This is a genomic window from Hydrogenophaga luteola, assembly GCF_042648585.1.
Lineage (GTDB): Bacteria > Pseudomonadota > Gammaproteobacteria > Burkholderiales > Burkholderiaceae_C > Hydrogenophaga > Hydrogenophaga luteola.
This window is the reverse complement of record NZ_JBHRXX010000009.1, coordinates 362,265-388,562: the sequence shown is the minus strand read 5'-3', so window position 1 is coordinate 388,562 and position 26,298 is coordinate 362,265. Positions and strand designations below refer to the sequence as shown.

19 protein-coding genes are annotated in these 26,298 nt (G+C 59.1%); 12 read left to right on the top strand and 7 right to left on the bottom strand.

Annotation, left to right across the window (positions count from 1 at the left end):
• Nucleotide 1: 1 nt before the first annotated feature.
• Genes ACFOPI_RS20615 through ACFOPI_RS20600 form a run of 4 tightly spaced genes read left to right on the top strand, consistent with a single transcriptional unit; the run spans nt 2 to nt 4,225 of the window.
• Nucleotides 2-1,000, top strand: a complete 999-nt coding sequence (locus ACFOPI_RS20615) for a CBASS cGAMP-activated phospholipase (protein ID WP_449272028.1) — start codon at nt 2-4, stop codon at nt 998-1,000.
• Nucleotides 994-2,136 (top strand): CBASS cGAMP synthase, encoded by a 1,143-nt coding sequence (locus ACFOPI_RS20610; RefSeq protein WP_382178155.1) that lies wholly within the window; start codon nt 994-996, stop codon nt 2,134-2,136. The genes ACFOPI_RS20615 and ACFOPI_RS20610 overlap by 7 nt, the downstream gene beginning before the upstream one ends.
• On the top strand, nt 2,133-3,761 hold the full coding sequence (locus ACFOPI_RS20605; protein ID WP_382178153.1) for a ThiF family adenylyltransferase: 1,629 nt from the start codon (nt 2,133-2,135) through the stop codon (nt 3,759-3,761). Before ACFOPI_RS20610 ends, ACFOPI_RS20605 begins: the two co-directional genes overlap by 4 nt.
• On the top strand, nt 3,749-4,225 hold the full coding sequence (locus ACFOPI_RS20600) for a Mov34/MPN/PAD-1 family protein (protein WP_382178151.1): 477 nt from the start codon (nt 3,749-3,751) through the stop codon (nt 4,223-4,225). The genes ACFOPI_RS20605 and ACFOPI_RS20600 overlap by 13 nt, the downstream gene beginning before the upstream one ends.
• Before the next feature lie 221 nt (nt 4,226-4,446).
• On the opposite strand, the gene ACFOPI_RS20595 is transcribed toward ACFOPI_RS20600, so the two are convergent.
• Together ACFOPI_RS20595 and ACFOPI_RS20590 are read right to left on the bottom strand one after the other, a co-directional pair.
• A complete protein-coding gene (locus ACFOPI_RS20595; protein ID WP_382178148.1) occupies nt 4,447-5,418 on the bottom strand; it encodes a relaxase/mobilization nuclease domain-containing protein in 972 nt (323 codons plus the stop codon).
• Nucleotides 5,419-5,434: 16 nt separating this feature from the next.
• Nucleotides 5,435-6,004: a hypothetical protein gene (locus ACFOPI_RS20590; protein ID WP_382178146.1), complete on the bottom strand. Its 570-nt coding sequence runs from the start codon at nt 6,002-6,004 to the stop codon at nt 5,435-5,437.
• A gap of 247 nt (nt 6,005-6,251) precedes the next feature.
• Between ACFOPI_RS20590 and ACFOPI_RS20585 the strand changes: the two genes are divergently transcribed.
• Nucleotides 6,252-7,199 carry a hypothetical protein gene (locus ACFOPI_RS20585; RefSeq protein ID WP_382178143.1) on the top strand — a complete coding sequence of 316 codons (948 nt, stop codon included), beginning with the start codon at nt 6,252-6,254 and terminating at the stop codon, nt 7,197-7,199.
• Here the strand turns inward: ACFOPI_RS20585 and ACFOPI_RS20580 are convergent.
• The 5 genes from ACFOPI_RS20580 to ACFOPI_RS20560 all read right to left on the bottom strand — a co-directional run bounded on the left by ACFOPI_RS20580 (nt 7,159) and on the right by ACFOPI_RS20560 (nt 11,776).
• Nucleotides 7,159-8,088, bottom strand: a complete 930-nt coding sequence (locus tag ACFOPI_RS20580) for a ParB/RepB/Spo0J family partition protein (RefSeq protein ID WP_382178140.1) — start codon at nt 8,086-8,088, stop codon at nt 7,159-7,161. The genes ACFOPI_RS20585 and ACFOPI_RS20580 overlap by 41 nt on opposite strands.
• Nucleotides 8,069-8,926, bottom strand: coding sequence for a ParA family protein (locus ACFOPI_RS20575; protein ID WP_382178138.1), 858 nt, complete (start codon nt 8,924-8,926; stop codon nt 8,069-8,071). Before ACFOPI_RS20575 ends, ACFOPI_RS20580 begins: the two co-directional genes overlap by 20 nt.
• A gap of 228 nt (nt 8,927-9,154) precedes the next feature.
• On the bottom strand, nt 9,155-10,015 hold the full coding sequence (locus ACFOPI_RS20570; protein WP_382178135.1) for a DUF932 domain-containing protein: 861 nt from the start codon (nt 10,013-10,015) through the stop codon (nt 9,155-9,157).
• A 69-nt stretch (nt 10,016-10,084) separates the two neighbouring features.
• Nucleotides 10,085-10,537 (bottom strand): single-stranded DNA-binding protein, encoded by a 453-nt coding sequence (locus ACFOPI_RS20565; RefSeq protein WP_382178133.1) that lies wholly within the window; start codon nt 10,535-10,537, stop codon nt 10,085-10,087.
• Between the two features lie 702 nt (nt 10,538-11,239).
• Nucleotides 11,240-11,776: a JAB domain-containing protein gene (locus tag ACFOPI_RS20560; protein WP_382178131.1), complete on the bottom strand. Its 537-nt coding sequence runs from the start codon at nt 11,774-11,776 to the stop codon at nt 11,240-11,242.
• Between the two features lie 742 nt (nt 11,777-12,518).
• Between ACFOPI_RS20560 and ltrA the strand changes: the two genes are divergently transcribed.
• The 7 genes from ltrA to ACFOPI_RS20525 all read left to right on the top strand — a co-directional run bounded on the left by ltrA (nt 12,519) and on the right by ACFOPI_RS20525 (nt 25,987).
• Nucleotides 12,519-14,018, top strand: coding sequence for a group II intron reverse transcriptase/maturase (gene ltrA, locus ACFOPI_RS20555; RefSeq protein ID WP_382178128.1), 1,500 nt, complete (start codon nt 12,519-12,521; stop codon nt 14,016-14,018).
• Nucleotides 14,019-14,434: 416 nt separating this feature from the next.
• Nucleotides 14,435-20,227, top strand: a complete 5,793-nt coding sequence (locus ACFOPI_RS20550) for an SDR family NAD(P)-dependent oxidoreductase (RefSeq protein WP_382178125.1) — start codon at nt 14,435-14,437, stop codon at nt 20,225-20,227.
• Nucleotides 20,228-20,240: 13 nt separating this feature from the next.
• Complete coding sequence (locus ACFOPI_RS20545; RefSeq protein ID WP_382178122.1) at nt 20,241-20,675, top strand: acyl-CoA thioesterase; 435 nt, start codon at nt 20,241-20,243, stop codon at nt 20,673-20,675.
• Nucleotides 20,668-21,705 carry a DUF1702 family protein gene (locus tag ACFOPI_RS20540; RefSeq protein ID WP_382178119.1) on the top strand — a complete coding sequence of 346 codons (1,038 nt, stop codon included), beginning with the start codon at nt 20,668-20,670 and terminating at the stop codon, nt 21,703-21,705. Before ACFOPI_RS20545 ends, ACFOPI_RS20540 begins: the two co-directional genes overlap by 8 nt.
• Nucleotides 21,702-23,621, top strand: coding sequence for a CRTAC1 family protein (locus ACFOPI_RS20535; RefSeq protein ID WP_382178116.1), 1,920 nt, complete (start codon nt 21,702-21,704; stop codon nt 23,619-23,621). The genes ACFOPI_RS20540 and ACFOPI_RS20535 overlap by 4 nt, the downstream gene beginning before the upstream one ends.
• Nucleotides 23,622-23,634: 13 nt before the next feature.
• Entirely contained in the window at nt 23,635-24,609 is a 975-nt protein-coding gene (locus ACFOPI_RS20530; protein WP_382178113.1) for an enediyne biosynthesis protein UnbU, read from the top strand.
• A gap of 178 nt (nt 24,610-24,787) precedes the next feature.
• Complete coding sequence (locus tag ACFOPI_RS20525; RefSeq protein ID WP_382178110.1) at nt 24,788-25,987, top strand: tetratricopeptide repeat protein; 1,200 nt, start codon at nt 24,788-24,790, stop codon at nt 25,985-25,987.
• The last annotated feature ends 311 nt before the right edge of the window (nt 25,988-26,298 follow it).

Here is a 26,298-nt window from a genome sequence, read left to right as displayed (position 1 = left end):
GATGGGCGTGCCCACCTACCATGTGCTCGCCCTGTCTGGGGGCGGCTATCGCGGCTTGTACACTGCGACGGTTCTTGCCGAGCTTGAAGCCGTGCTGGGCCGCCCCATCGCTTCGCACTTCGACCTGATCTGCGGCACCTCTGCAGGTGGGATGCTTGCCTTGGGGCTGGCCGCAGAAATCCCTGCCATTGAACTCAAAGCCTTGTTCGAAGGACAGGGCTCCCGCATCTTTGGTTGCCGAAGTCTCGCTCGGCGCCTTCTGGGCTTCTGGTTGACCGCCAAGCACGACTCCGCAGGGTTGCGGGGCGTGCTGACCGAGCGCTTTCAAGACACCACGATCGGCAACTTGAAGCACCGCGTTCTCGTGCCAGCCGTCAACTACTCGACGGGGCGCGGCCAGTTCTTCAAAACGCCTCACCATCCCTCATTTGAGATCGACCACCGTATGAGGATCGTGGATGTGGCGTTGGCGACCGCCGCTGCGCCCGTTTACTTTCCGCTAGCGCGCAATGATCGTGGTGTCTTTGCGGATGGAGGACTGGTCGGCAATGCGCCCGGACTGTTCGGGCTGCACGAAGTCAATACGTTCCTCGCGCCGAAACAGAATGCACTGGTACGGGTGCTGTCCATCGGCACGATGACGATCGGTGCAACCGTCCGTGGCGGTGCCAGCCTCGACCGCGGATTCGGCAAGTGGCGCGGAGGGCTGTTCGATCTGGTGATCTCTGCCCAGGAATCGTCGGTGGACTACATGCTGCGCCAGTCGCTGGGTAGCAACTACTTCCAGATCGATGACAAGGCCACGCCCGATCAAAGCAAGGACGTAAAGGCGCTGGACCGGGCTTCCATCGGCGCCACGAATACGCTGAAGGACCGCGGCAATCATGCAGCGCAGCGCGCGCTTGGCGACCCTCTTTTCCAACCGTTTCGAGCGCACCAGGCCGGCGCACCCACCTTCTATCACGGCCCCAACAAGAATGTGCCGGAGGCCGCATGCTGAACCTGAGCCCGCTTTTCTTCACCACCGTCGATGACGGATCCTGCATGCACGAAGAGCTGGATCTGTCGCCTGAGCAACGCGCCTGGATCGCCAGTGCCCGCAACGACGTCAGAAACTGCCTGCGCACCGGCATCCCGCGCGTGTTGCGCGAACGCGGGTACACGGACGACGTGCCGCAGCCGCGCTTCTTCACGCAAGGATCGTGGGCGTACAAGACCTTGAACGGCCCGGCACAACGGCCCCAGCAGGCGGATGTCGATGATGGTTGCTATCTGCCGTTGAGTTTTGTCTCGCAGACGAAGCGTCCCAGCAGGGCCACAACGGTGTTCTTTGCAGCTGCTGAAGAAGCCTTGAAGCCGCTGGTGGAGGAGAAGCACTGGAAGCTCGTCACCGACAAGCCGACATGCATCCGGATTGTCATTGCGGCCTATGCCCACATCGACATTCCGCTGTACGCCATCCCCGACGACGAATTCGTCACGCTCGCGAAAGCCTCGATGGAGCGGTACGGATATGACTCGCTGACGGAGGCTGTGAACATGGCAGAGCGGGATGCCTGGACGGCACTACCCGCTGACAAAGTGCTCCTGGCTCACCGCGAGTGCAACTGGATGACCTCCGACCCCAGGCCTGTGAAGGAATGGTTTTTGGGCGAGGTGGAGGCCAAGGGAGAACAGTTCCGCCGCGTGATTCGCTACTTGAAGGCGTTCCGCGATTGGCAGTGGTCGAGCGGTGGACCGGCTTCGATTCTGTTGATGGCCGCTGCGGCTCCGCTGTTCGAGAAGCGGGATCGGCGCGACGACCTGGCATTGCTGGATGTTGTCACAGCATTGCCGGCCCGGTTGCGCGCGGGGGTGAACAACCCCGTTGATGAGTCGGAGTCGCTTACTGCACGCCTTAGTAAAGAGGGCGTCGAAGAGGCTGCGAAAGCGTTCGAAGCACTCGAAAAAGTGCTGCGCGGAGCCACCGACGCCGGTAGCCCTTCACAGGCCTGCGTCTGGATGCGAGGCGAATTCGGCCCGCGTTTTCCGAACGAGCCGGACCGGGTCAAGGTGGTATCCGTTGTCGCCACTATTGCCGCAGCGCCGGCTACGGCTGGTCCGAGCGAATTGGTCGGGCGCACGAAGGCCGGATGAGCAGCGTCGCCGTGGTCTCCGATGTGGTCGAAGCCTTCAGGCTGCGAGGCTTCGAGTTTGTCGGCAAGACGGACGACGGCTGGTTCAAACTGAGGGGGCTCTTGATCCCGTGCGGCGCGGACGATGGCATTCCATGTGAGGTTCAGCTCGACCCTACCTTCTTCGACCTGCCTCGCGTTCGGCTGCTCAAAATTCCGCGTGAACTGCCCAATGCAGTTCCTCATCTTGGCGCGGAGGGCGGCCTTTGCTATCTGGCCAAGGGAACTGTCGTGCTGGATATCTACGATCCTGTAGGGCAGTCCTTGGCGTGCCTGCAACGGGCGGCAGAGGTGCTCGGGCAGATATTGAAGGGCGAGATGATCGAGGATCTCGCCGATGAGTTTTTTGCCTACTGGAATGGCGGGCTTTGTTTTGTGGACATGCAAGGCGAGGATCTGGGGCGGCAAAACTGTATCGTTGCGCAAGTCAATGGGAATCCACTCTGGTTCATCACCGACAACGAAGATCGAACAACAAAAAAGTTGCATTCGCTCGGCTACCAGGTCACCGATAAAACGGTGCTGACTTACCGGGTCAAGACCACCGCACAACCCCGACCATTGACCAGCCACTGGCCACCGGAGACAGTGGCGGATATCTTGGCTTGGCAAAGCACCCTGGACCCTCGGTGTCGGCGCAAGATTCAGGAACGAATCAAGGACGGGCAAAGCAAAAGAGCAAATGGGGTACTGATCATCATCGAGTCGCCACTGATGACCTACGGCTTTGCCGTGCTCTTTGAGCACCAATTGAGTCAAAAGACCAAGCTCGCTGACCGCAAGGATTCGAGTTTTGGGCTGAAGGTGATGCCCGTCACGGTGATCCGGATTGATGACCGGTATCTGGCCCAGCGCAACATCCCCAAGTCAAAAACGCTGGCAGGAAAGCGAATCGCACTTGTGGGGTGCGGCACGATCGGCGGATACCTCTCGGACATGCTGGTCAAGGCCGGGGCAGGATCATGCGGAGGGAAACTCACGCTGGTGGATTTTGATGGCCTCCTTCCACAGAACATCGGACGGCATCGACTCGGCTTCCCGGACTTGTTGTCAAACAAGGCTGAGGCGATGGCGAAGGAACTCAAGCGCTTGTCGCCAGGCGTCGAGGTTCATGCGCTCCCCGTGGATGCCAGGCAGGCCCAACTGGGAAAGCTGGACCTACTCATCGATGCCACCGGCGAAGAATCCCTCGGGCATTGGCTGTGCGGCCGCTACAGGGCTCCCACGCCCATGCTTTCTGTCTGGATCGAAGGGCCTGGAACGGCTGTGCGTGCGCTCCTGAGAACGAACGCATCGGGTGCTTGCTACCGATGCCTATGGCACAGCCAGAGAAGGGGCGAACTTCGGTCGACCCTTGATGCTCTGCCTAACATCATGGCAGGCCATGGGTGCGACGGCTTGTATGTGCCATTTCCGGCTTCGGTGTCGGTGCAGGCTGCCAGCTTGGGTGCTGAGATGGCCCTTAATTGGATCAACGGCTTCCACTCTCCTACGTTGAGGACCCGGCTGATCGACCAGACCTATCGACTGGCCACGCCTGACTGCGATCCTTTGCGAGATCGGGATTGCCCGCTATGCAATTCCTAGGTTCCTGGGCAACCGGCGACAAAGGCAGATTGCTTCATTTTTCTGCAGGAACGCTGCAGACATTCAGTCAGCATATTCAGGGAAATGATGCCGACTGCGAAGCAGGCGGACTTTTGCTTGGTGCCGTACATGGAGGCCACTTGCTCATTGAGCAAGCGACGGTTCCCACGGCTTGGGACAAGCGGTTTCGCTACCTGTTTGAGAGGATGCCGTTTGGACACGAAGCCATTGCCTTGTCTCGATGGACGGCGACTCAAGGAATCATTCGCTATTTGGGCGAATGGCATACCCACCCTGAAGATCATCCTCATCCTTCTGGTCTCGACAGATCGGAATGGAGCCGACTGTCAACGCAGCGTCGGGATAAGCGGCCGATGCTTGCTGTTATCGTCGGGCGAAAAGCTCTGTATGTCGAATTGGTGACGAGTTCAGGCCGTGGTTCGGTGCTTTCCCCTGTGGGATAGTGCACCGCGCGCGCTCACCTCAGGCATGAGGAGTCGTTCTCGCGGCGCCGCGACCATGCTGGCATGTGTTGAGAGGCTGGTGACGGATGTGCAGCGGTCGTTCGCCCCCTTCATCCTCGAAAGACAGGTAACTGCGGCGGCCGACATTCAGGCGTGCTTGGTCACCGGCAGCATTCAGCCTCGACCCGCCCTTCCAGCCCGCACAGTGTTGGCAGCCGTCATCAACGTCGAGTCTCTGGCCCAACGGTCGGCACCTGACGCTGCGGTAGTGTCCCAGTCTGGTGCGTGCTCCTCTGATGATTCCACGATGCAGTCGCGTCCTGCACAAAGTCGGCAATCGAAACGGCCAGCCTGATGTCCCGCGCGTCGGGCGACTGGGCCAAGGCCTGCCCGATGTGCAGCCAACCCCTCATAGCCTCGTCCCGGCTGGCGCGTGCCTTGGCCCCGGAGTTATTGACGGGTCGGAGGTTTCTCAACCGACCGTCATCCTTGGCCTTCAGCCGCCAGAGGTCCGGATAGCTGATGTTTCGCCCTCGCGTGGCTTGTCGGGTCGCCTCGGCCTCGACGCCATAGCCACGCAGTTTCTCCGCAAAGGTCTCCCGCCACCGCTGCAGGTCGGCCTTGCGCGGGTTCAGCCGCTTGCCATGGCGCGACTCGGCCCGCACGCTGATGTGCACATGCGGGCTGGCCTGGTGATCGTGCAGCACCATCACGTACTTGTGGTCTGCCAGTTCGGTCTGCGCGAACTCGCGTGCCGCCCGCTGGACGATCAGCGGGTCGGTGCCCCGGGGCATGGACAGCATGATGTTGAAGGCTTCGCGACGGTAGCCTTCATCGCCGATCTGGCTGCCCCCGTAGCGCCAGTCGTCGGTCAGCTCGTGCACGGCCGATTTGCCCCGCACCGTGTCGCCCTGGTCGTTCTCGATGTCGAGCCGGCCGTTCTTGCTGATGTACCGAAAGTGCGCCGCAATCGCCAGCATGCCCCGCCCTCCCCCGGTGACCTTGACCATGACCTGTGGCGCCCGTTTCACCACCGTGGCTTCGATGCGTTGGCGGATGGCGTTCGCTCGTTCGTGAGAACTCCCGCCCCGAATCCTCGGTGCTGGTGGAACCTTGACCACCCGATTGCCCGGGTAGAACAGGCGATCACCCCACTGGATCAGCACTCCATCGATGTCGGGTGTCTGGGTCATGATGTCCTCCTGGTGGTCAACGGCTCACGCGCCGCGAAGTCTCAGCAGATGCCCCACGCGGTCGCAGATCGGCAAGCAGGGCCGCAGCCTGGGTGAGGTGTCGCCGAACGTCGCCATCCAGCGTGTCGAGCATGTCGCGGTATACCAGTGCCCTGGGCACGTTGCTCTGGGTCAGCAGGCGTGTGAGGGCGTGGATGTTGCGGCTGAGGTCGGCGAGGTGGGCGTTGGACGCGGTGAGCACGGCGACCTGGTCTGTGCGGCTTGCACCAGCGGTCAACACGGGTACGCCCGCGACAAGGCCAGCGAGGTAGGCCCCGCGCGACAGACCGGCCTGTCGCGCTCCTTCAGCCAGTCGATCTGCCTCGACAGTTGTCAATCTGATTGACAACTTCACCTGGTCCTTACGGAATGCGACGAGCGGCTCAACATCCGTAGCAGGTCGAACCGCGTCCAGACCGAGTTCACGGGCCACGGCCCGGCGAACGAGGACCGACACACTCTCCCGGTGGGCCTGGGCATGCCCCACCAGCGCGGCCTTAAGACCTCGCATATCGACCGTGACGAAGTCAGGGCTGTGGGTGTTCATGGGGCAAACCGAAAGGTGCAAACGTGAGCGAAGCGAGTCGTTTGTGAAAACGGCGGCGGGCCGCCTATCCTGCAATCCACCATGCACCTATGCTCTCCGAGAACCGATCGAGTCGAGGTGCTGGATTCGGTCGAAAATCCAGCAAGACCCATGCGGCGCCGATGGCGGCCAGGTTGTCAATCAGATTGACAACTGGCCAGGCCGAGGTTGCATGCAGACACCTTTGAACCACATGGGAGGGAACGCTTTGAACGACACGTCACAGCCTCGCGGACTGGAGCGAACACCTGAGCAAGATGAGGTGCTGCGCCGGATCGGTCGCAATGTGGTGAATTTCCAGATGGTTGAGGCCATGCTCAAGCACCTGAACGCCACTGCTTCGGTGCACGGGCCGGCAAGCCAGTTGGCAGATCGCATGGACGCGCAAAGAACTGCTGTTCACCGCAAGACTATGGGCGAACTGGCTGGCAGGATGGTGACCCATGTCCTGCAAGCACCACCCGAACACCGCATGCCGGATGAGATCACAGAGCCTTGGGTTGGCTTTCATTTCTCTGTGGAAACCGACGCACAGTTCATTGACCAGCACGACCAGGAGATGCGCGCCCTGGTGGACGCGCGAAACGATCTGATTCACCACTTCCTGCCACGCTGGTACTCGGCAGTGGACGGCGATGCACAAGCCGCCCTGGCTTATCTGGATGCCCAGCGTGACGAAACCTTTCGCATGTTAGACAGACTCAGGGGCTGGGTGAAAACGATGGATGAAGGGCGGAAACAGCTGGCGGCATTCTTTGCATCGCCCGAGGGTGCTCGACAGATGGAGCCTGGATTCCTGCAGGGCAGCCACCTGGTGGCCATGCTTGGTGAAATCGCCCTGAAGACGGCACGAACTGATGGGTGGGCGCACCTCACCACGGCACTCAACTTGATCCGGAGCAAGGCGCCAGATGAGCTGGAAGACCTGCAGAAGCGCTACGGCCACCAGAACCTCAAAGGCATTCTGCTTGCCGCCGAATATTTCGACGTGATGGATGAAGCGCTGCCCAACGGGGGGAGTCGCACGGTGTACCGGATCAATGATCGGTACACGCTGCATATTGGGCAAGGTGATGCGGCCGAACAGGTGTTGGCTGCCAAGGCCCTCCCGGTTGTCAATCAGATTGACAACTCGTGTCCCGCGTCAGGCCGATAAGGATCAGTCGACCCGTGTCCACAGCCTCCGGTTGGCCGCCCTTCACAGGGATCACGAAAAGCTGCCTTGCCTTGGGCGGGGCCTGCAGCGTGTTCACCACGACCTCGGCTCCATCCAGAAGAGCAATCAATTTGGGTTGCTGTTGACGTGACTTCCGCGCCCCTGTTCCAGCCTCGCCAGTCCTGAGACCAGCTTCCACGGATTCGAGCAGTGCTGATGTACCACGCCGCACACTGCCTGAACCCTCAGCAAGTTCGGCCCGGAGAGCCATCACAGCATCCCGGGTGATGGTGCTGCGATCCGAAGTCCAAGCCTCAACGTACTGCGGATGCTCACCGGCCAGCTTACGCAACTCATGGAGTTCGTTCAGACCGCGGCACCGCCCTTCCCGGTACGCGGACAACAACCAGTCCGGTGGATCGATCAACGCCGTCGCCAGCGTCACGTACTGTCGACTCTTGCCGATGGCCCGAGCGATGTCGGCCTGTGTCTGACCCTGGTTCAGCGCCCGCTGCACAAACAGCGCGATCTCCAGCGGGCTCAGGCCCTTGCGCTGTTCGTTCTCGATGAACTGGTCCACGCTGTTGGCGGTCTGGTCCACAAATGCGGGTATCTCGGACAGTCCGACCTGTTTGCAGGCCCTCAGGCGACGGGCGCCGAAGTTGAGCATCCAGCGCCCCGGTTGCGTGGGATGCGTGCGCACCGAGACCGGCTGGCGCACGCCCCGCTCCCGGATGGTTTCAGCCAGTTCGTCCAGACTCTGATCGTCGAACTCTTGCCGAGGTTGATCCGGGTCTTCGTCGATGGCGTCCAGTGGAATCCGCAAGGGGGTTCCGCCCTCACCCCCTGTCGGCGGAAGCAGGTCCAGACTATCCAGAGACAGGGCCATGGTCCGCTCCATTGACAGGGGTCGTTTGGGTTGACTGTGTCGGCACTTCCGCCAGCACGGCTTTGGCGATCACGGCCATGGCCACCTCGATCTCGCGCCAGGCGTCCCGCGCGGCGGTCTTCTTCATCTCCCACAGCACCAGACCCTCGGCCTGCGCTTCGGCCACGGCCGAGCGGCGCGGCATCGACGCGAACTGCCCTGGCTTCGGTCCGTAGGGGATCAGGATGGGGTGGAACTTCTGCACCAGCTGCAGGAAGTTCTCCCGCTGGAACGGCGTGGCCTCCACCATAACCGGCAACAGCCCAATCAGGTGCAGCTTCGGGTTGAGCATGGTTTTGATCTTTCGTACCCCCACCCGGTAGTGATTGAGCAGTGCGTGCACGCCGTCCAGGGCTTCCTGGTTGAGCTGGATCGGCGAGAGCACGCAATCGGCCGAAGCCAGCGCTGCGATCATGCGGATGTCCGGGTTGGGGTTGGTGTCGATGAGGCAGACATCGAACCGACCGTCCATGACCTTCAGGAAGCCTCGAAGGCGGTTCGCGAAGTCGTTGTGCAGGCTGGGCTGGCGCTCGAGCCCGGAGAGACCTTGGTCAGCGGCGACGAGGACGAAGTCCGCAGCCGGGATGACCGGACTCGCCTGCGTGAGCAAGGCGCTGGCCGGAACCTCGGCCACGGCCGCGCGCTGGGACTTTCGCAGTGGGTCTGAGAAATTGCCCTGGTGGTCCAGGTCGATGGCCAGCACGCGGCTGCCGAGTTTGCGGAAGTAGTGGGCCAGCAAGGTGGCGACGGCGGATTTGCCGACGCCACCCTTCTGGTTGGCGAGCACAAGGGTCTTCATGGGGTTTCCTCCAGCGCGACCGACAAGGGTGGTCGAGGCGGAGGACAACCGTTCCCGGGCGCCGCGCTCGATGCGCCAGCGGCCGGGATCGCGCGAGCCGGCGCCGGCCGGCGAGCGCGTTTCAGAAGTTCACGCGCACGCACCGTCCGATGATGGGCTCGGTATGTCGCGCTCGCGGCGCTGGATTTGGGGTTGAATCCAGCGCCGGGATCGCTCAGACCTTGTGGATCAGGCCTTGAGCTTGCGCATCTCTTCGGCCAGCACCCACAGCGCACGGTTCAGGCTCACGCTGCGGTCAATGCTGGCCACCGGGCGGGAGTGCAGGCGCCGGCCCTTGGCGCCGCGCCCCGGCTGGCCACCACGCAACGCGTTCTCCTGCACGCGCTGGAACGTGGTCCACAGGCTGTTGCCGAAGTCTTCCGGCCGACGGGCTTCGATCAGCTGATCGGCGGTCACCGGGGCCGGTGGTTCGCCCTCCCCTCGTTCGCCGTATCGCAGCGCCAGGGCGGCGGTGGCAAAGGCCTGCTGTTCTTCGCGCTGCAGCGGCAGGGCCTTCATGCCGTCGGTGGACGCGTCCACCACCTCGAAGTCCTCCAGCACCCGGAAGGCGCCTTCGATCACCTCGTCCTGGATGTTGCCCTTGTGCGGAATGCGGATGTCGTTGGTGATGTCACCCACCACCAAGCCATTGCAACAGACGAACCTGAAAAGACCCGAAAGCATCTGGTAGCTGCTGGCGCCGTCGTGGCTGTTGATCAGGATGATCTCGTTGGCCTCGGGCCGGGTGTTGACCTGCCCGGCGTGGCGCATGCGGATCATGTGTTTGGTGAACTCGGTCTTGCCTTCGATGCGGCTCTTGCTCTGGGCCACCATGAAGGGCTCGAAGCCCTCCTGGCGCAGTCCGCGCAGCACATCGATGGTGGGGATGTAGGTGTAGCGCTCGGAACGGCTGCCGTGTTTGCCTTCGGCAAAGATGGACGGTGCGGCCCGGCGCATCTGGTCTTCGGCCAGCGGGATCTCGCTGCGGATCACGAAGGTGTTCTGACCAAAGCGGGCGGCCAGACGGGGGGAATGGGCGGTAGAGATCATGGTGATTCTCCTGGTTCGGAAAATGCGAAATGAGGGATTCCGGGCGGAAGAACCGCCCGGTGTGTGAGTTCAGGCGTGTGCCGGTTGGCGTTCGCTGCGGGCCTTGCGGCTGCTGCTGGCAGCGCTGGGGGCGGCTGCGGGTGGATCACCTGCACCTTCGCGAGCGCGGCGGGCCTCGCCTTCGGCCTTGCTGTCGAGGTAGTCGATCTCGTCCACGGTGAACGCCAGCCCGTAGACCTCGGCCCCGTCGCTGTCCTGGTAGTGGTTGTTGCGCACCCGGCCAACGATGTTCACGTGCGAGCCCTTGCCCAGGTACTCGGCGGCGTGTTCGGCCTGCTTGGCCCACAGCGTCCACTGGATCGCGGTGGCTTCTTCGGAGCGCTCTTCGCCGCTGCCCCGGCGGCTGTTGCTGATGGCGGTCAGCACCGCCTTGGCGACCTTGCCCTCGCGCCCGTTGACGAATTCGAGCTTGACGGCGGATGCCAGGTGCGCGTGGCGCTGGATGACTTGAACGTTGGCCATGGTGAAACTCCTTGCAAGAGCGACCAGCCGGACCCCGATCCGGGCTCCTCAAAACCGATCCTCTTGCTCGGACTCCCTCGCTCCCGCCCACGGGCGGGCGGGGGGTGGGCAAGGCCCCTTCCCTCGGGAAGGGGTGGGGGATGGGGAAACCTTGCAGCACGAAACAGTGAGCCAGTCACCTGGCCCACCGCTGAAAGATCCCCCCACAAGTCCCCCTCACCTGTGGATGGGGGCGCCGTGGGGGGATAACGGTGGGCCCATTGGCGCACGCGCTGCCCGGGCCTCTTCGGGCGACCAGCGAAGCGCAGGTGGCCGAGCTACTTGAGCAGCGGCGGCTCTGCGGACGGCGTGACACCAAGCGCAGCGACTGGCGCGGCGTTCGAGCCGCTGCGATCACTTCAGGACTTCACTGACCCCCAAGGCTTCCAGCGGCCCGGCTCCGGGCATGGCGGGTGACCGGGGGGACGATCTGACGGGCGGGACGGGACCACAGCGCAGCGGCGGGAGCGGACCGCCCGCCAGTTCGTCCAGCGGGATCGTTCCCGCACAGCGGGAAGGAAACCAGACCTCGATCCCCGGGCACGGGATAGGGCCGCTGCTCCCCGTGCCGCCGGTGGACACCGGCCATGCGCAGCCCTCCCCTGTGTCCGCGCGAAGCGCGCTGTTCAGCAACAAGAAAATGGGGGCCAACGGCCCCATGGGTTACACCAGACCGCATTCAGCCATAGAGCAGATCACGTCGCCGGCGACGATGAAGTGATCGAGCACCCGCGTATCGACCAGCGCCGCTGCGGCCTTGATGGTCTGCGTCAGATGTTCGTCGGCACGTGACGGACGGGCCTCGCCGCTGGGATGGTTGTGCACCAGGACCAGAGCGCTGCTGTTGCGCATCAGTGCATCACGAACCACCTCGCGCGGGTACACCGATGTCTGACTGACCGTGCCGCGGAACATCTCGACGTAGTCCAGCACGCGGTTCTGCGAGTTCAGGTGCACCACGGCAAACACCTCGTACGGTAGGTTGCCCAGGCGGGCGCGCAAGAAGTCCTTCACCACAGCGGGCGAGTCCATCAGATCGCTACCGCGCACCTGTGCCGCCAGCAATCGCTGCGCCGCCAGCAGCACCTCGTCGGCCTCGGCCGGCCGGTACTGGCCCGCCAGGTCGCGGATGAGAAAGCCTCCCGCTCCTGCGGGCACCGACAGGAGGGAATCGAGGGAAGAAAACAGATCGTGCTGCATGAGCAACTCCGGTGATCGGGCGGGATTGCCCGAGACCGGAACCGGCACACCGCAGCGCAGCGGTCACAGGTTCGAAGACGGTCGAATGGCCGCAAGCGCATGCAATGCGCGCAGACCTTGACGGCGAGAACGTGCGACCTGAGGTCGCTTGAATTTCTGTTTCACGGAGGTAGCTATGACCTGATGAAACCGGCTGTTCCATCAGCCGTTCCCTACCCGGACATGCGGAGCTGGCAACGGCTCGGTGTGAAGCTCCGGGGACAACGTTGCCGCCGGTTTACCGGTACGCAAAGCCGTGAGGCGAAGCGGAATCTGCCAGCACAAGGGCGGAGAGGAGCAAGGGATGGGTGGGTACGACCAACACATGTGAACGTCCGACAACGCGTCGTAATGTCAGACAAGCCAAATGTGCTGAAAGGCTTGAACCAAAAGGTATGCGGCAAGGCACGGTCCTTTGTTCTCTGGACCGTCATGGACATGATTGCCGCCGGCGCACAGGACGGGTCCGCACCATCCGGAAATTCATGCGGAACAGGGTAAACCCATCACGCTGCCGGCAACGGCAGGCGAACCGTGAGGAACGCTGTGGGTGTGGTGGGTAGAGGAATGCGGAGAAAGCGAATGCCCGGCTGTAATGGACGGGATACGGGCTGCGACATCGCCCGACGCGAAAGCGGGCAGACTTCCGCGCGGTCATTCATGGCGAGAGAATCTTGACCAATCGTTGTACGAGGAAAAGCAGATGACGGCGAACGATACGAAGGTATCGGGCGCTGGTGCGTCCTCGCCCGCTGCGCTGATGTGGGACCAGGCCAACTGGCCCCACATCGAAGCAGAGGTGAAGCGACTTCAGATGCGTATCGCCAAGGCAGTTCGGGAAGGCAGGTGGGGCAAGGTGCAAACCTTGCAACGTCTGCTGACCCGCTCGCACAGCGGCAAGATGCTTGCCGTCAAGCGAGTGACGGAAAACAGTGGGAAGAGAACGCCGGGGGTGGACGGAAAAGTCTGGCTGACCCCGGCGGCCAGATGGAAGGGGATGCTGTCGCTGGGGCATCGTGGCTACCGCCCGATGCCGCTGAGGCGGGTCTACATTCCCAAGAGCAATGGAAAGAAGCGTCCGCTGGGAATTCCATGTATGCGGTGTCGGGCGATGCAGGCCTTGTGGAAGCTCGCCCTGGAGCCCGTCGCGGAGACACAGGCGGACCCGAACTCCTACGGCTTTCGGCCTGAGCGCGCGACAGCCGATGCCATCGAACAGTGTTTCACGGTCCTGTCGCGCCGTACTTCGGCGCAGTGGATTCTGGAGGGTGACATCCGAGGCTGTTTCGACAACTTCAGTCACTCCTGGTTCCTGGAGCACATACCGATGGACAAGGCGGTCCTGCGCGGATGGCTGGAGGCCGGCTACGTCGATGAGGGATCCTTGTTCGAGACGCGGGCAGGTACACCCCAAGGGGGGATCATCTCGCCCGTGATCGCGAACATGGCGTTGGATGGCTTGGAGGCGGTGGTGCATGCGAGTGCCGGTGGATCGGAACGCGCACGCCGCAGGGCCAAGCTCAACGTCATCCGCTATGCCGATGATTTCGTGGTGTCTGGTGCGTCGAAAGACGTGCTCGAATCCCAGGTCCTGCCTGCAATTCGTCGGTTCATGGCCGAACGTGGGCTGGAACTGTCGGAGGAGAAGACCCGGATCACGCACATCGGGCAAGGGTTCGACTTCCTGGGTCAAAACGTGCGCAAGTACGGCGACCAGTTGCTGACCAAGCCGGCGAAGAAGAGCATCAAGTCGCTGCTGGACAAGGTCAGGGACATCATCAAGGACAACGCGAGCGCCACGCAGGAGGCGGTGATTCGGCAACTCAACCCGGTGATCCGAGGTTGGGCCATGTATCACCGTCATGCTGCGGCGAAAGCGACCTTCTCATTGATTGACTCGCACATCTGGCACATGCTTTGGAGGTGGGCCGTGCGCAGGCACCCCGCCAAAGGGGCACGATGGGTCATCAGGCGGTACTTCAGGGTAAGAGGATCACGGTCTTGGGCCTTCGCAACGAGGGGTTCGACTGACGGCAAAACTGTCAGCCTTCAACTCTTCTGCGCGATGACGGTAGCGATCACCCGCCACGTCAAGGTTCCTGGGGCTGCCCATCCGTTCGATCCGGAGTGGACTGCATACCTGGCCCGTCGTCGAGCCGCGAAACGTTCCGTCAAATTGTTCGGTGCCACCCCATGGTGCTGAAGAATGGCTTGAGCCGGATGCGGGGTGACTCGCACGTCCGGTTCTTAGGGGGCGGCGGCGCAGCAATGCGCCGCTGCTACCCGACGGTGTGCGAGGATGAAGGGATCAGCAAGCCAGCCCTACCACAAAAGCAGGCGTGAAATAGGCAAGCGCAGCGCGCAGGCCGGGGGGAATGCCCACGGCCGGAGAAGTCAGGGATCGAAGCCGCATGGCCGCGACCCGTCAAGGGGGCGCGGGGCGAAGCCCGCAGAGCCCGACGGCGGTACGCCGCCGGGACGCTGAGGCGGTCCAAAAGATTTCTAAAAAACCTCTTCTCAAACCATCCTGTACTGGCATATTATTAATTTGACGGATATCAAAGACATCGCAAACTAAATCTGCATTCTCACTACTGAGTGGCGTGCTAGGGAGGGTTGGTGGCTCAAGCTGTCGCGATCGTTGCTGCTGCATGCGAGTACCCCGATGCTCGGTCACCCAACGACCTCTGGGAGGTGTCCCTTTTCGGCCGACAGGCATTTAGACGCCTTCCTTCTTCGAGGCTTTCGCTTACCCAATACCTCCGAGGTGAAGGAGATCCTGACGGTCTGTATGAGATTGAGGCCGCCCTCATTGAGGGTTACTCCTTTGATCGCGAGCGATTCTTGGTACCGCTTGCGACGTTTCGCAACACGGACCTGTCGCACTGGCTTGCTTTGGACGTGGCAAGCCGTGCAATATCCTCGCTACCGCCGGACTCACTGGAAACTAGTCGAGTCAAGGACCGCACTGGCGTAGTCATAGCCAACACTTTGACCGGGGAATTCAGTCGCTCTGCACTATTGCGATATCGCTGGCCCTTCATTGAGCACCAAGTTCGAACTGCGGCCCATTCGTTTCTTGCCTCATCTGATCTTGAACGTTTTCTTGGCGATCTTGAGCAGCAGATCAAAGCACCATTTCCCGATCCGGACAGTGACAGTCTGGCCGGAGGACTCTCCAATACCATTGCAGGCCGTATCGCCAACCACTTTGGCTTTCGTGGCGGAGCCCACGCAGTAGACGGCGCTTGCGCCTCTTCACTGGTGGGAATCGTCACAGCCTGCGAGCGCCTGCGAAGCGGAGAACTTGATTGCGCAGTTGTTGGTGCAGTGGATCTAAGCCTAGACCCCTTTGAACTGGTTGGATTTGCCCGAAACGGAGCACTTGCGCGCAAGGAAATGCGGGTCTTTGATCGCGACAGTGAAGGGTTCTGGCCCGGCGAGGGCTGTGGTGTCGTTGTACTTGCAACCAAGGAACTCGCCGAGCGTTTGAACTGGCAAGTCCTGGGTTGGATACGTGGAACAGGAATGTCTGGCGACGGACATGGAGGGCTGACACGCCCGACCACCACGGGACAATTGCTTGCACTGCAGCGCGCCTGGGCTATGGCAAAAGTTGCTCCATCGCAGGCCGACTACTTCGAAGCACATGGCACAGGGACCCCGACGGGAGACCCGATTGAACTCCGAGCACTTGCAAAACTGGTATCGGAGACACGCACCTCGCGACCGATACCGGTAGGAACGGTGAAAACCAATATCGGACATACCAAGGCCGCAGCAGGAATGGCTGGACTCATCAAGGCGCTATCGGTCGCAAGACACCGAATAGTGCCTCCGACAGCAGGCCACTACAACGCTCATGCGGTGCTGGTGGAAGAAGGTGTGCGCGAAGCGCTTCGCGTCCCAATCGTTGCAGAGTCCATCAACCACGATCGACCACTCTGGATGGGTATTAACTCGTTCGGGTTCGGTGGAATCAACTGCCACATAGTCGTACAGGGTGGCGAGCTCGATGTGAGTCGGCCTACAGCGGCGCCAAAGGTATCTGTTTCGGCACTTCGTGCCGAACTGATAACGTTTTCAGCGCCAAACCACACACAGCTCCTCGAACAGATTGAGCAGACCAAGCGACTGGCTGTAGCTCTATCGAGAGCGGAGCTGCAAGACCTCGCCGCAGCACATAGACCAACGAATGACAGCGAGTGGCGAGCATACGTCGTGGCGTCAACACCTAGGGAGCTTGAGACTCGTGCGGCGGTGCTGATCAACTCTCTCCGGTCCGATACCGAAGGGACGGTTGCTGTAGGGGAAAACTGGGCTTGGACTGGAAGCCAGATGGCTTCGCCACGACTGGCCTTTCTCTTCTCCGGACAAGCTGTCACTGCCCAAGCAGACTTGTCGCCATGGGTTGCTCGCTTCCCCTGGCTTTCTGACTTTGCAGAACGGATAGCAACCAGAGAAGAGAGTGACACGGCGGCCTTGCAAGCATTCTTGGCAGAAGTTGGAATAGCCTCAATCGACTTGTTGGGAAGGTTGGGACTTCAACCGCATTCCGTGTTGGGACACAGCTTCGGCGAGTTATCGGCGTTGTGTGCGGCAGGTGCCATAGACCAGTCAACGTTTCGTACTCTGGCCGCTCGTCGCGGACGGGCGATGAATGAACTCTCGGCACCAGGGGGGATGCTGGCCGTAGCGATAGATCGATCTACCGCAAACGCCCTAGCCAGAGATTTTGACGTGGATGTGGCTTGCTGGAACGCTCCCGACAGGCATGTCCTGTCTGGTTCGCAAGAGGCTATTGCCCACTTGAAGCAACACTGCGACCGTGTTCAATTTGCCTCCAGCCTACTGCCAACAGACCGAGCATTTCACTCGCGTCTAATGCGTGATGCACAGTCTACCTTCTCGGAAGAGATTTCATCTCTTTCACTGGGAAGACCGACCGTCCCGGTTGCCTCAACGGTCACTGGAGGACTTCTCTCAGATGAACCTCTTCAGACGTTGCTCACTCAGCAGTTCACTGCGCCCGTTCGATTCAATGACGCACTCTCTGCATTGGGAGAAGTTGACCTCCTAATTGAACTGGGGGCCGCTGCCGGGTTGAGCGGGCTGGTTTCACATCTCAATGGCCCACGTTGCGTCAGCGTGCCAACATTCGCCGGACCTCTTGATCCGTTGCTGCATGCAGTAGGAGTATGGTGGATTCTTGGAGGCAGGGTGAACTGCGACGTTCTATTTGACAACCGACATTTCCGCCCATTCCATCGCGAAGCTCTACTCAGTTTCTTCACAAATCCCTGTTCCATCAACCGCGACGCCAAACCCGTCATTCGGAAGACTAGTCCTGCTCCTTACCTGGCGACATCCACTCAGGATGCTCCAGCAACAACATTCAAGTCTGCTGATCCCCTTGAGCAACTTCAGCTGGTGATTGCGGAGATAGCCGACTTGCCTAAGCGAGCTGTCGGGGCAGACTCGAAGCTTCTGGCCGATCTTCACCTGAACTCACTCCGAGCGCGACATGTAGTTGCCACAACTGCCAGAAGATTGGGCCTACAAAGTCTGCCGTTCAATCTTGGAGACATCTCGTCAGCTACTGTTGCCGAGGTAGCAAGCCTTCTCGACTCCCTAAGATCAGAACAATCGTCTGGCTTGGCATCCAAGGACGCTCCAATCCCGGGAGTTGAAGTCTGGCTGGCAGCGCTAAGTCACCGCTGGGAAGCAACAACTGAGCCTCATCACACTACCGTCAAACAGAAGTTCCGGTTGGAAGGTCTCCCTTTCAGCCCACCTGCTGCGTTTGACGAGTTGCTGTCTGACGCGCCAGACGCACCACGACTGCTGTACCTCGGAGACACCCAGTCTGAAAGGGTGCTGGAAATCCTGGCCGCGTCAGTCGACGAAGCCGAAAAGGGACTGCTTGTTCTACAGACTGCCCAGCTAGCCAATGGCTTCGCTCAATCACTCGCGAAGGAGTTCCCTACTGCGCGAATATGTGTTGTTGAGCTCGAAGAGCTTGCCTGTGGCCCTCTGGGCCTCGCCGTCGCTGAATTCACTCGCCTCCCTCGTGGGTACTCCGAGTTGCGCTTGAAGGCAGGCCGCCTCCAGAGGCGCGTCCCGAAGGTCCTGCCCATCCAGCGGCAAGAGCCACTAAATGTCATCACACACGACGACGTCGTTCTGGTCACTGGCGGAGCAAAAGGAATCGGTGCAGCGACAGCTGCGCTGATTGCAAGGACATACGGTTGCCGAGTTGCTCTGGTTGGAAGGAGTTCACCGAATGACACAGAAGTGCTCGCCACCCTATCAGTGGTTCAGTCACTCACGCCAGCATGTTTTTATGTGCAGGCCGACCTTACCGTCCCAAGTGAGTGCACGCGGCTGGTCGACGCTGTCTTCGCACGATTTGGAACCGTATCCGTTCTGATCCATTCAGCGGGAACAAATGTCCCGACATCAGCAAGCGAACTCACGCCTGAACTGATGACCGCCACAGTCGCTGCAAAAGCTCGCTCGTTGGAGCATTTGCTCGGGGCTTTGCCCGCCAATCAACTGAAGCTGTTGATCAGCTACTCCTCCATCATTGGTGAACTTGGACTGCCGGGCGAGTCGCACTACGCGCTTTCGAACGAATGGATGGCTGAGCGTACGCGCGCCTATGCCCGCCTCTCTCCTCGCACTCGCTGTTTGCCAATTGCTTGGTCGGCTTGGCGCGAGGTGGGCATGGCCGCACGGATGGATGGTGTACTTGAAGGGCTGGCCAACGCGGACGCAAGGGCCCTGGATACGGGTGAGGCCCTTGAGACGTTGCAGGCGCTGATCGAGTCGAATCATGGCGGGGAAACCATCATTGTCACTGGACGTTATGGACGACTGGTCGACACTGCGACGGATTTGCGAACCCTCCAAGGTTCCCGCTATCTTGAAACACCTCGCATCTATTACCCTGGAATTGAGTTGGTAGCGGATTGCGAAATTTCCACGGATACCGACCGATATCTGTCTGATCATTCTCCGTTTGGAGTTCCCGTATTTCCGCTGGTCGCCGCGATGGAAGCGATGCTTTGTGCAGGAAAGGTATTGCAGCCAAAAATAGATCATGTTCGAATGGAAGATCTATGCATCGGTGATGCAATCACACTGCGTCCTGGTGAAAGAGCGGTGCTTCGAACGTCAGCAGTCCGTCGCAATGATGGCATCGTCGTTGTTGACTTGAGATCCAGCCTGACTGAATTTAAAGCTGTGCATTTCAGCGCCCGACTAACGTATCAGGAAACCAAATCTCTCACACAGACCCGTTCGTTGCCTGGCGGTGAGGCACTTGCTGCTTATCCTTTAATTTATAACGGCTTGTGCTTTCATGGTCCTCGCTTTCAGCGTGTTGCCGTGTTCCACAAGCTCACTGCGAATCACTGCGTTGCAGGACTCAAGGTGGGTGCCTCGCAAAAGTGGTTTGGGCCCCTTCACCCTCAACGTTTGGAGGGCGGTGACCCAACATCCAGAGATGCCTTACTGCATGCGTTGCAAGGGTGTATACCTCATCAACCAATCCTTCCTGTGGGCGCCGACAGTGTGGAGCTCGGAGCTCTTGACTCCAATCGCTCCTACTTCTTGATGGGGGAGCAGACTTTCGGTGATGGAGATAGTTTCAAGTTTGACGTTGACGTTTGCGACGAGTGCGGACTGATTGTCGAACGTTGGAGAGGCTTGAGGCTCGCTCGGGTCAGCTCTTCCAGCGTTGACCTCTCTATGCAAATGAACTTGGACGTTGGTCTTCTGGAGGCGTACGTTGGGCGCCTGCTACTGGACGAGCTGAAAGAGCGCGAGTGGACCGTTGGTGTTTGTCCATGGGTCGATTCGGAGTCATCACAACAAGCGGTTCAACGATCCGTTGGATTCGATGTGGCGTTGATTCATGACGCAAATGGCCGCCCAGTTATTGGCGAGAGATTTGTTTCGATCAGCCACACGGATCTGCTGACGATGGCAGTGACCCACGCCACCAAAAAGATCACGTGTGACATTGAACACCATGCATCGTTAGAGCAAGATCAGTGGCGACTGATGCTAGGGAACAGACGGTGGAACTTTGTGTGCGATCTTGAGCGAATGGCGCCGATGTTGAGGGAAACTGGCGCGCTTATCGTATGGACTGCCTCTGAGTGTCTTTCAAAGCTTGGTTGCGAGGACTGGCCTTTTGAGATTGGCAAAACAAACGTGAGCGTTGCACCGTATACCGGTCCCCTTGTTCGGTTGGAGTCAAAGGAAATACGGATCGCGGTTGGTTTATTACACATGTTCGAACAGGCGCATTTCACATCGGTCGCAGTTGGCGTGTCTGATCTCCCGGCAGCCTCTCTTACAGTCCCGAGGCTTGTACACGGGACCGTCGCCGCAATCGCTGAATAAGCTAAGGAACGCAATGGCCAAGCAAACGTTCGATAGTCGACATCTTGTGACCTTTGAAGAAACGAACGTTGTCGGGAATGTCTACTTTACCAATTACTTTCTCTGGCAAGGGCGTGCACGCGAACTCTTCTTGCGAGAGCACTCCCCTTCCACGCTCGCAGAGGTGACTGCCGGCGAATTGCGCCTTGTCACTGCGCATGCAAGTTGCGATTTTGTGGATGAGTTCGTTGCTTTCGATGAGGTTTTAGTTCGAATGTCACTCAATCGCTTCATCCCATTTGGTGTAAGCCTTGGGTTTGAATACGGGCGCGTACCTAGCGACACTGTTGCATATGAGGTGGTTGCGCGAGGCAGACAGGACATCAAATTTCTGAGGCGTGAGGGGCTCCGATGGGACTTGTTCGAAATACCTCAGCCACTCATGGAGATCTTTCAACGCTATGAGTGACCATTCCAGCTCCAACCCAATGAACGGCGCCCCCATGGCACTGACGCGCCTGGAAAAATCTCCGAAGCGCTATTGGACAGCCCTGTGGGCTCGTGTCCTGCACCTGGACCTTCGCGAGACACAGGTATCCACCCGTGAGTTTACTGTTGACGACCCGCAGGTGACTGCACGCATTGAACAGATCGGCGCCTGCTTTGCGCATGGCTTCAACAGTGCGATGAGCAGCGTGGAGCTCGCCGAGACGTTGCATGCACTGCAGACAGTGTCTAACGAGGACTGTGGATTCGCGTTTGAAGGTGCCGCCATGGGTCTTGCCGTGGCGGACTCCTTTCAGCCTCGGCGCCGTCTATTTGAGGCATTCATCGATGGCCCCGGACACCATCATGAATACATGGCCTGGGTCGGATTGGGGTGGGCCCTGGCGCGCTTGCCTGTCTCAGCGCTTTGGAGTTTGAGACGGCACCGCTCTCTCAATAAGTGGCTTGCCTTGGACGGGTTTGGTTTTCACGAAGGGTATTTTGGATGGCGTAAATCCATCCTGAACCAGCGTCGTCCCCGATCAATGCAAGGGCTTGCCGGGCATGTGTTTGACCAAGGCCTTGGTCGAAGCCTATGGTTCGTACTCGGAGCCAGTCCCGCCCGCATAGCGACGACCATTGCAAGCTTCCAGTCAAATAGACAAGCAGATCTCTGGTCCGGAGTCGGTCTTGCGGCCACCTACGCTGGAGGCGTGGCAGAGAACCATCTGAAGCGCTTGCTGAATAGCAGTGGCTCCTACGCCAATGCACTTGCCCAAGGGGTCGTCTTTGCTGCAGAGGCGAGACGTCGAGCAGGCAATCCGGTTCACCACTCTGAGCTTGCATGCAAAGTTGTATTGGCGCTGCCATTGCGCTTGACTGCCGACTTGGCTACCCGATGCAAGCCAGAAGGTGATGACCTGTCGTCCTACCAGGAATGGAGGCGACGAATTCAACTGGAATGTGCGACCATTCTAGGCAATCGCTGCCACACTAATCGGGAGCAACCATGAAAATGAGTGTCAGACTGAGGTTGCCACAGATTGTTGCTCTCGCTCTCGTTTTGGGGCTAGGGATGGCGACAACAGAATCAAAGGTTTCTAATGATCAAATGAGTCGAATCGCTGACAGTTTCAGCTTGGCCACCCCGGTGGAGCTTGATTCAACACCCGGCATCAGCTTGTCAAACGTGCGTAAAGTACACCCATCACTCGAACGCATCTCAGGTTGGATCTCCAGTGTCGGCGCCTCTGTGGCTCTTGGCGATATTGATGGTGACGGATTGCCCAATGACTTGTGTGACGTTGACCCGCGAACAGACAAGGTCACATTGCGTCCAGTTCCGGGCACAACCGATCGCTACAAACCATTCACAATGGATCTGGAAAGAGCCAAGTTCGATGCAACGATGGCACCAATGGGGTGCATGTTCGGTGATCTAAACGAAGATGGCTATTTGGATGTGATCGTGTATTATTGGGGTCGTACCCCAGTTGCATTCCTCCAAAGAGAAGCTTACTCCGGATTGTTGCGACAGGCATTTGAAGAAATCGAGTTGGTTCCCAACAAGGAACGCTGGTTTACTAACAGTGCAACGCTGGCTGATTTCGATGGCGATGGGCACATCGATATTCTTTTCGCAAACTACTTCCCAGATGGTAGCGACACCCTGAACACGAATGGTACGGGCTTGGAGGAAATGCACGATACAAAATCCAAATCCTTCAATGGAGGCCGAAAGCATTTCCTGCTGTTCAAGTCTGCTGCGGGTGGATCGAACCCTATGGTGACATTCCAGTCAGTGCAACCGTTCGCTGATCCCAAGATTGACCGCAGCTGGACCCTAGCCGTGGCAGCTTCAGATATAGATGGTGATGGATTGTCAGACCTGTACCTTTCAAACGACTTCGGTCCTGACCGCCTGTTGCACAACCGCTCGACACCTGGTCATCTGGATTTCCGGATCCTTGAAGGAACACGCGACTTCCTCACCCCGAAATCGGCAGTACTCGGGCAGGACTCATTCAAGGGCATGGGTGCAGAGGTGGGTGACATCAACGGCGATGGATTGCCCGATATCCTTGTTAGCAACATCGCGGCTCCATTTTCACTGCAGGAGAGCCATATGGTGTGGGTCAACAGCGGCGACAAAGAAGCGATTGCACGTGGCGAAGCCCCATATACACAACAAAGCGAGAGGCTTGGCCTTTCCCGCAGCGGCTGGGGTTGGGATATCAAATTGGCAGACCTGAACAACGATGGCACACCCGAGGTGCTACAGGCAACAGGCTTTCTGAAGGGCGACATTGACCGCTGGCCAGAATTGCAGGCGCTTGCCACCAGCAATGACAGGATCATGAGCAACCCGCGTTTTTGGCCTCGGTTTCGACCCGGCGACGACCTCAGCGGACATCAGACCAATCCAGTCTTTGCGCGCGACGTCAGCGGCCGCTTCGTGGACATCGGACCTCAGCTCGGTATTGCAGAGCAATGGGTAACACGTGGCATCGCACTGGCAGACGTGGACGGCGATGGATTGCTTGACATCGTCTACGCCAATCAGTGGGAACCGTCTGCCTACGTACAAAACGAATGCCGCGGCTGCGGTGGGTTTCTCGGCCTGCGACTCTTACTTCAGAAGGATTCATCAACGACGCAGGTCGTAGCCGGACGACCTCGCATCCATCTGCCAGCCGCAATAGGTGCAAGGGTGACTCTGCTTACCGGCGACGACAAGCCTATGCGGACCGGTCAAATTGACGGAGGAAATGGCCATTCGGGACGCCGTTCGCCCGAACTCCACTTTGGTCTCGGCGCATCGCCAAAGCCACAGCAGGTGAAGTTTGAGTGGAGATCGTTCGATGGGAAGCTGCAAACAAAAACTTTGACCGTCGGACCAGGGTGGCAGACCGTACTGCTTGGTGCCTGAACGCACGCAAACCATGAAGGGAATCAACGTGGGCCAACTCGACACTGTCACGAGCAAGTACCTCTATCCGCAAGGCAGCCCGCAGAGGCGGCTGTTTGCACTCTGGTACTTCGGAAGCCTGATCACCCTGTGGAACATCGCCGGTCACACATTTCTTGGCTTCGAACAGTCATGGGCCTCACCGGTCGTCTCGGTAGGCACCGCGGCACTAGTTACGCTGCTTCTTGAGCATCTGCGTTCATTCACGCAGAACGACCAAGTACGTTACCTGGGCGGAACAAACGCCTTTGCCAGCACCTTCATTCCAGCACTTATCCCAGGGCTAGCCGTAGGCATGCTGCTCTATCCCAATGAGAGCCTGTTGCCACTCGTGTTTGCATCGGCACTTTCCATAGCCTCGAAAGTGCTGATCCGCATTCCCTTTGGGAACGGAACGCAGCACATATTCAACCCATCGAACCTTGGAATCACCCTCACTCTTTTCTTGTTTCCTTCAGTCGGATTGGCGCCACCGTATCACTTCACCGAAAATCTTACCGGCGCAGCGCATTGGCTCTTGCCACTGGGGATTCTTTTGTCGGGCCTATTTGTGCATGGCTATGCCACCGGCCGCCTTCCACTCTGCGCAGCTTGGATCGGAGGGTTCGTATTACAGGGTCTAATACGCTCCTGGATTTTCGATATTCCTTGGAATGTGCCACTAATGCCGATGACGAGTGCGGCATTCATCCTGTTCACGCTCTACATGATCCCAGACCCTGCTACTACTCCCCTGCAAATCCGAAGGCAGATTGCCTTCGGATTGACTGTTGCCGCAATCTACGGAGTCGTCATCTCAGCTCATATAGTCTTTGGGCTTTTTGTCGCACTGTTTGCCACGTCAGCCCTGCGTGGCGCAGCGTTAGCTGCATCCACCTTGGGCGGATTGCGCGACCCGCATTTGACCAAAACCTCTCAAGATTCCGGGAGGTTGACCAATCCCTCGTGAACGGACAATACCTTAAGTTGTCGAACAAGTTCAATGAAGCTATCGCGAGCAGTCATCCCTCAGACAATGACCAAATGCGTACGAGTTTTCGTCACGAGCAGATTTTTCAATCCACCCAAGTGTTGCAACAAAAATGCACGCGACGGTGTCATATTTGAGAGAGCGCATACGGCCGTCAATGCAACAAGACACTCAAACTTCTGCAAATAGTGAGCAGCTAGAACTCTTGGCTGCGCGCGAGCTTGCAGACAAACTCGCTGCGCAGGGCCAGTACGATCAAGCCGAAAGAGCGTATATCACAATATTGATGCACACACCGAGCGACGCAACCACATTACGCAACCTTGGTGCGATGAAATGGGAAACTGCGGACTGGACGGGCGCTCGCAATTGCTTTGAACGTTGGCTCTATCATCATCCCAGCGCCACCGAGCCAGCGCTCTGGTTGGCTCGACTTGCGTTTAATCAGCGCCAGTTTTCGCGATCCTTTCGCATCTACCAATCGTTGGCGGAATGCTCTGCGCTTGACGTGGCCGACGGTGTGGCCTTTGTGCTATGCGGCGAGCGGATCGGAGTTGAACCCGACTGTGTTGTCAACAATTTTCCGCAACTCACAGATTGGCGACATCTATCCTGTATCCGCGAACGAATCAGCTTGCTCTATTTGCGTTCAGGCCACATTACTCCGGCGCTCTCGTGGTTATTGCGAAGGGAGGATTCTTTGCTCGATGATGCAGACGTCGTCGAAGAAGGTTCAAGTTTAAGTACCAGAGCAAGAGAGGCGCTAACTTCGTACTCCCTGATGCCCAAGTCGGTACTCGTAATCGACGATTTCCTAACTCCGCAGGCGCTGCAGTCTGTTCGCAACAGTGCCTTGTCACATGCTAATTGGCGCCGCTCTAGTTCAGGGCACGAGGCGGTTGCAGACCTCTCAGATGGACTTGTGAGCGCTACACTATTGCGCGCAGCGCACGAGGTTCGCACCATGTTGGCAATAGCACGTCCTGAGTTGGCAGTGTCGGCGATCTGGCACTATAGATATTTCGGCAATGACGTGCCGCCAGTTCCTCACGCAGACGATGGCGATATCTCGGTAAACCTGTGGCTAACCCCTCAAGAATACTGCCTTGACAATACAGGCGGTGGGCTAACAGTCTTTGATGCGGTTGCGCCCCAGTCCTACTTTTCAGCCGACAGCAAGCAGCAGGCCCGTTTGTTAGCCCAAGATATTGTTGGCGCTTCAAACGGCACAGCCGTTCCCTACAGATTCAACCGAGCTGTAGTCTTTCATGGCCGTTCTATACACCAAACACAGCCTTATCGCTTTGGGCACTCTCCGGAGGCGCGGCGCATGAACCTCACATTCCTCTATGACTAGAATTAGACGACATATGCCCCTCAGCGGATCCTCCGAACTGATTCCTCCTATTCTGGTGTGGGGCCAGTGTTGGCGCAGTGCTCTTGAGGTTCGGACTACTGACCTATCAAGGCTAGAAGGCCTTCTGGTCGCTGGACTCGGACTTTCGCCGATTGCTCGCGACGAAACCTTCGTGATGCTAGTAAGTGAAGACTTCTCCATTGCGCTATGCCTTCGACTCGTGACCGAAGCAGAACCAAACATCTCGGAGGTACGTCTGATGCTGATGTTGGCAAACGCCCGAGAGGTGGCGCTGCGACTGGAGAGCCTCG

Excerpts from the sequence above, each read along its gene's own strand:
- ACFOPI_RS20615 (WP_449272028.1), top strand. The coding sequence starts at position 2 with ATGGGCGTGCCCACCTACCATGTGCTCGCCCTGTCTGGGGGCGGCTAT.
- ACFOPI_RS20610 (WP_382178155.1), top strand. The coding sequence starts at position 994 with ATGCTGAACCTGAGCCCGCTTTTCTTCACCACCGTCGATGACGGATCC.
- ACFOPI_RS20605 (WP_382178153.1), top strand. The coding sequence starts at position 2,133 with ATGAGCAGCGTCGCCGTGGTCTCCGATGTGGTCGAAGCCTTCAGGCTG.
- ACFOPI_RS20600 (WP_382178151.1), top strand. The coding sequence starts at position 3,749 with ATGCAATTCCTAGGTTCCTGGGCAACCGGCGACAAAGGCAGATTGCTT.
- ACFOPI_RS20595 (WP_382178148.1), bottom strand. The coding sequence starts at position 5,418 with ATGACCCAGACACCCGACATCGATGGAGTGCTGATCCAGTGGGGTGAT.
- ACFOPI_RS20590 (WP_382178146.1), bottom strand. The coding sequence starts at position 6,004 with ATGAACACCCACAGCCCTGACTTCGTCACGGTCGATATGCGAGGTCTT.
- ACFOPI_RS20580 (WP_382178140.1), bottom strand. The coding sequence starts at position 8,088 with ATGGCCCTGTCTCTGGATAGTCTGGACCTGCTTCCGCCGACAGGGGGT.
- ACFOPI_RS20575 (WP_382178138.1), bottom strand. The coding sequence starts at position 8,926 with ATGAAGACCCTTGTGCTCGCCAACCAGAAGGGTGGCGTCGGCAAATCC.
- ACFOPI_RS20570 (WP_382178135.1), bottom strand. The coding sequence starts at position 10,015 with ATGATCTCTACCGCCCATTCCCCCCGTCTGGCCGCCCGCTTTGGTCAG.
- ACFOPI_RS20565 (WP_382178133.1), bottom strand. The coding sequence starts at position 10,537 with ATGGCCAACGTTCAAGTCATCCAGCGCCACGCGCACCTGGCATCCGCC.
- ACFOPI_RS20560 (WP_382178131.1), bottom strand. The coding sequence starts at position 11,776 with ATGCAGCACGATCTGTTTTCTTCCCTCGATTCCCTCCTGTCGGTGCCC.
- ltrA (WP_382178128.1), top strand. The coding sequence starts at position 12,519 with ATGACGGCGAACGATACGAAGGTATCGGGCGCTGGTGCGTCCTCGCCC.
- ACFOPI_RS20545 (WP_382178122.1), top strand. The coding sequence starts at position 20,241 with ATGGCCAAGCAAACGTTCGATAGTCGACATCTTGTGACCTTTGAAGAA.
- ACFOPI_RS20540 (WP_382178119.1), top strand. The coding sequence starts at position 20,668 with ATGAGTGACCATTCCAGCTCCAACCCAATGAACGGCGCCCCCATGGCA.
- ACFOPI_RS20535 (WP_382178116.1), top strand. The coding sequence starts at position 21,702 with ATGAAAATGAGTGTCAGACTGAGGTTGCCACAGATTGTTGCTCTCGCT.
- ACFOPI_RS20530 (WP_382178113.1), top strand. The coding sequence starts at position 23,635 with ATGAAGGGAATCAACGTGGGCCAACTCGACACTGTCACGAGCAAGTAC.
- ACFOPI_RS20525 (WP_382178110.1), top strand. The coding sequence starts at position 24,788 with ATGCAACAAGACACTCAAACTTCTGCAAATAGTGAGCAGCTAGAACTC.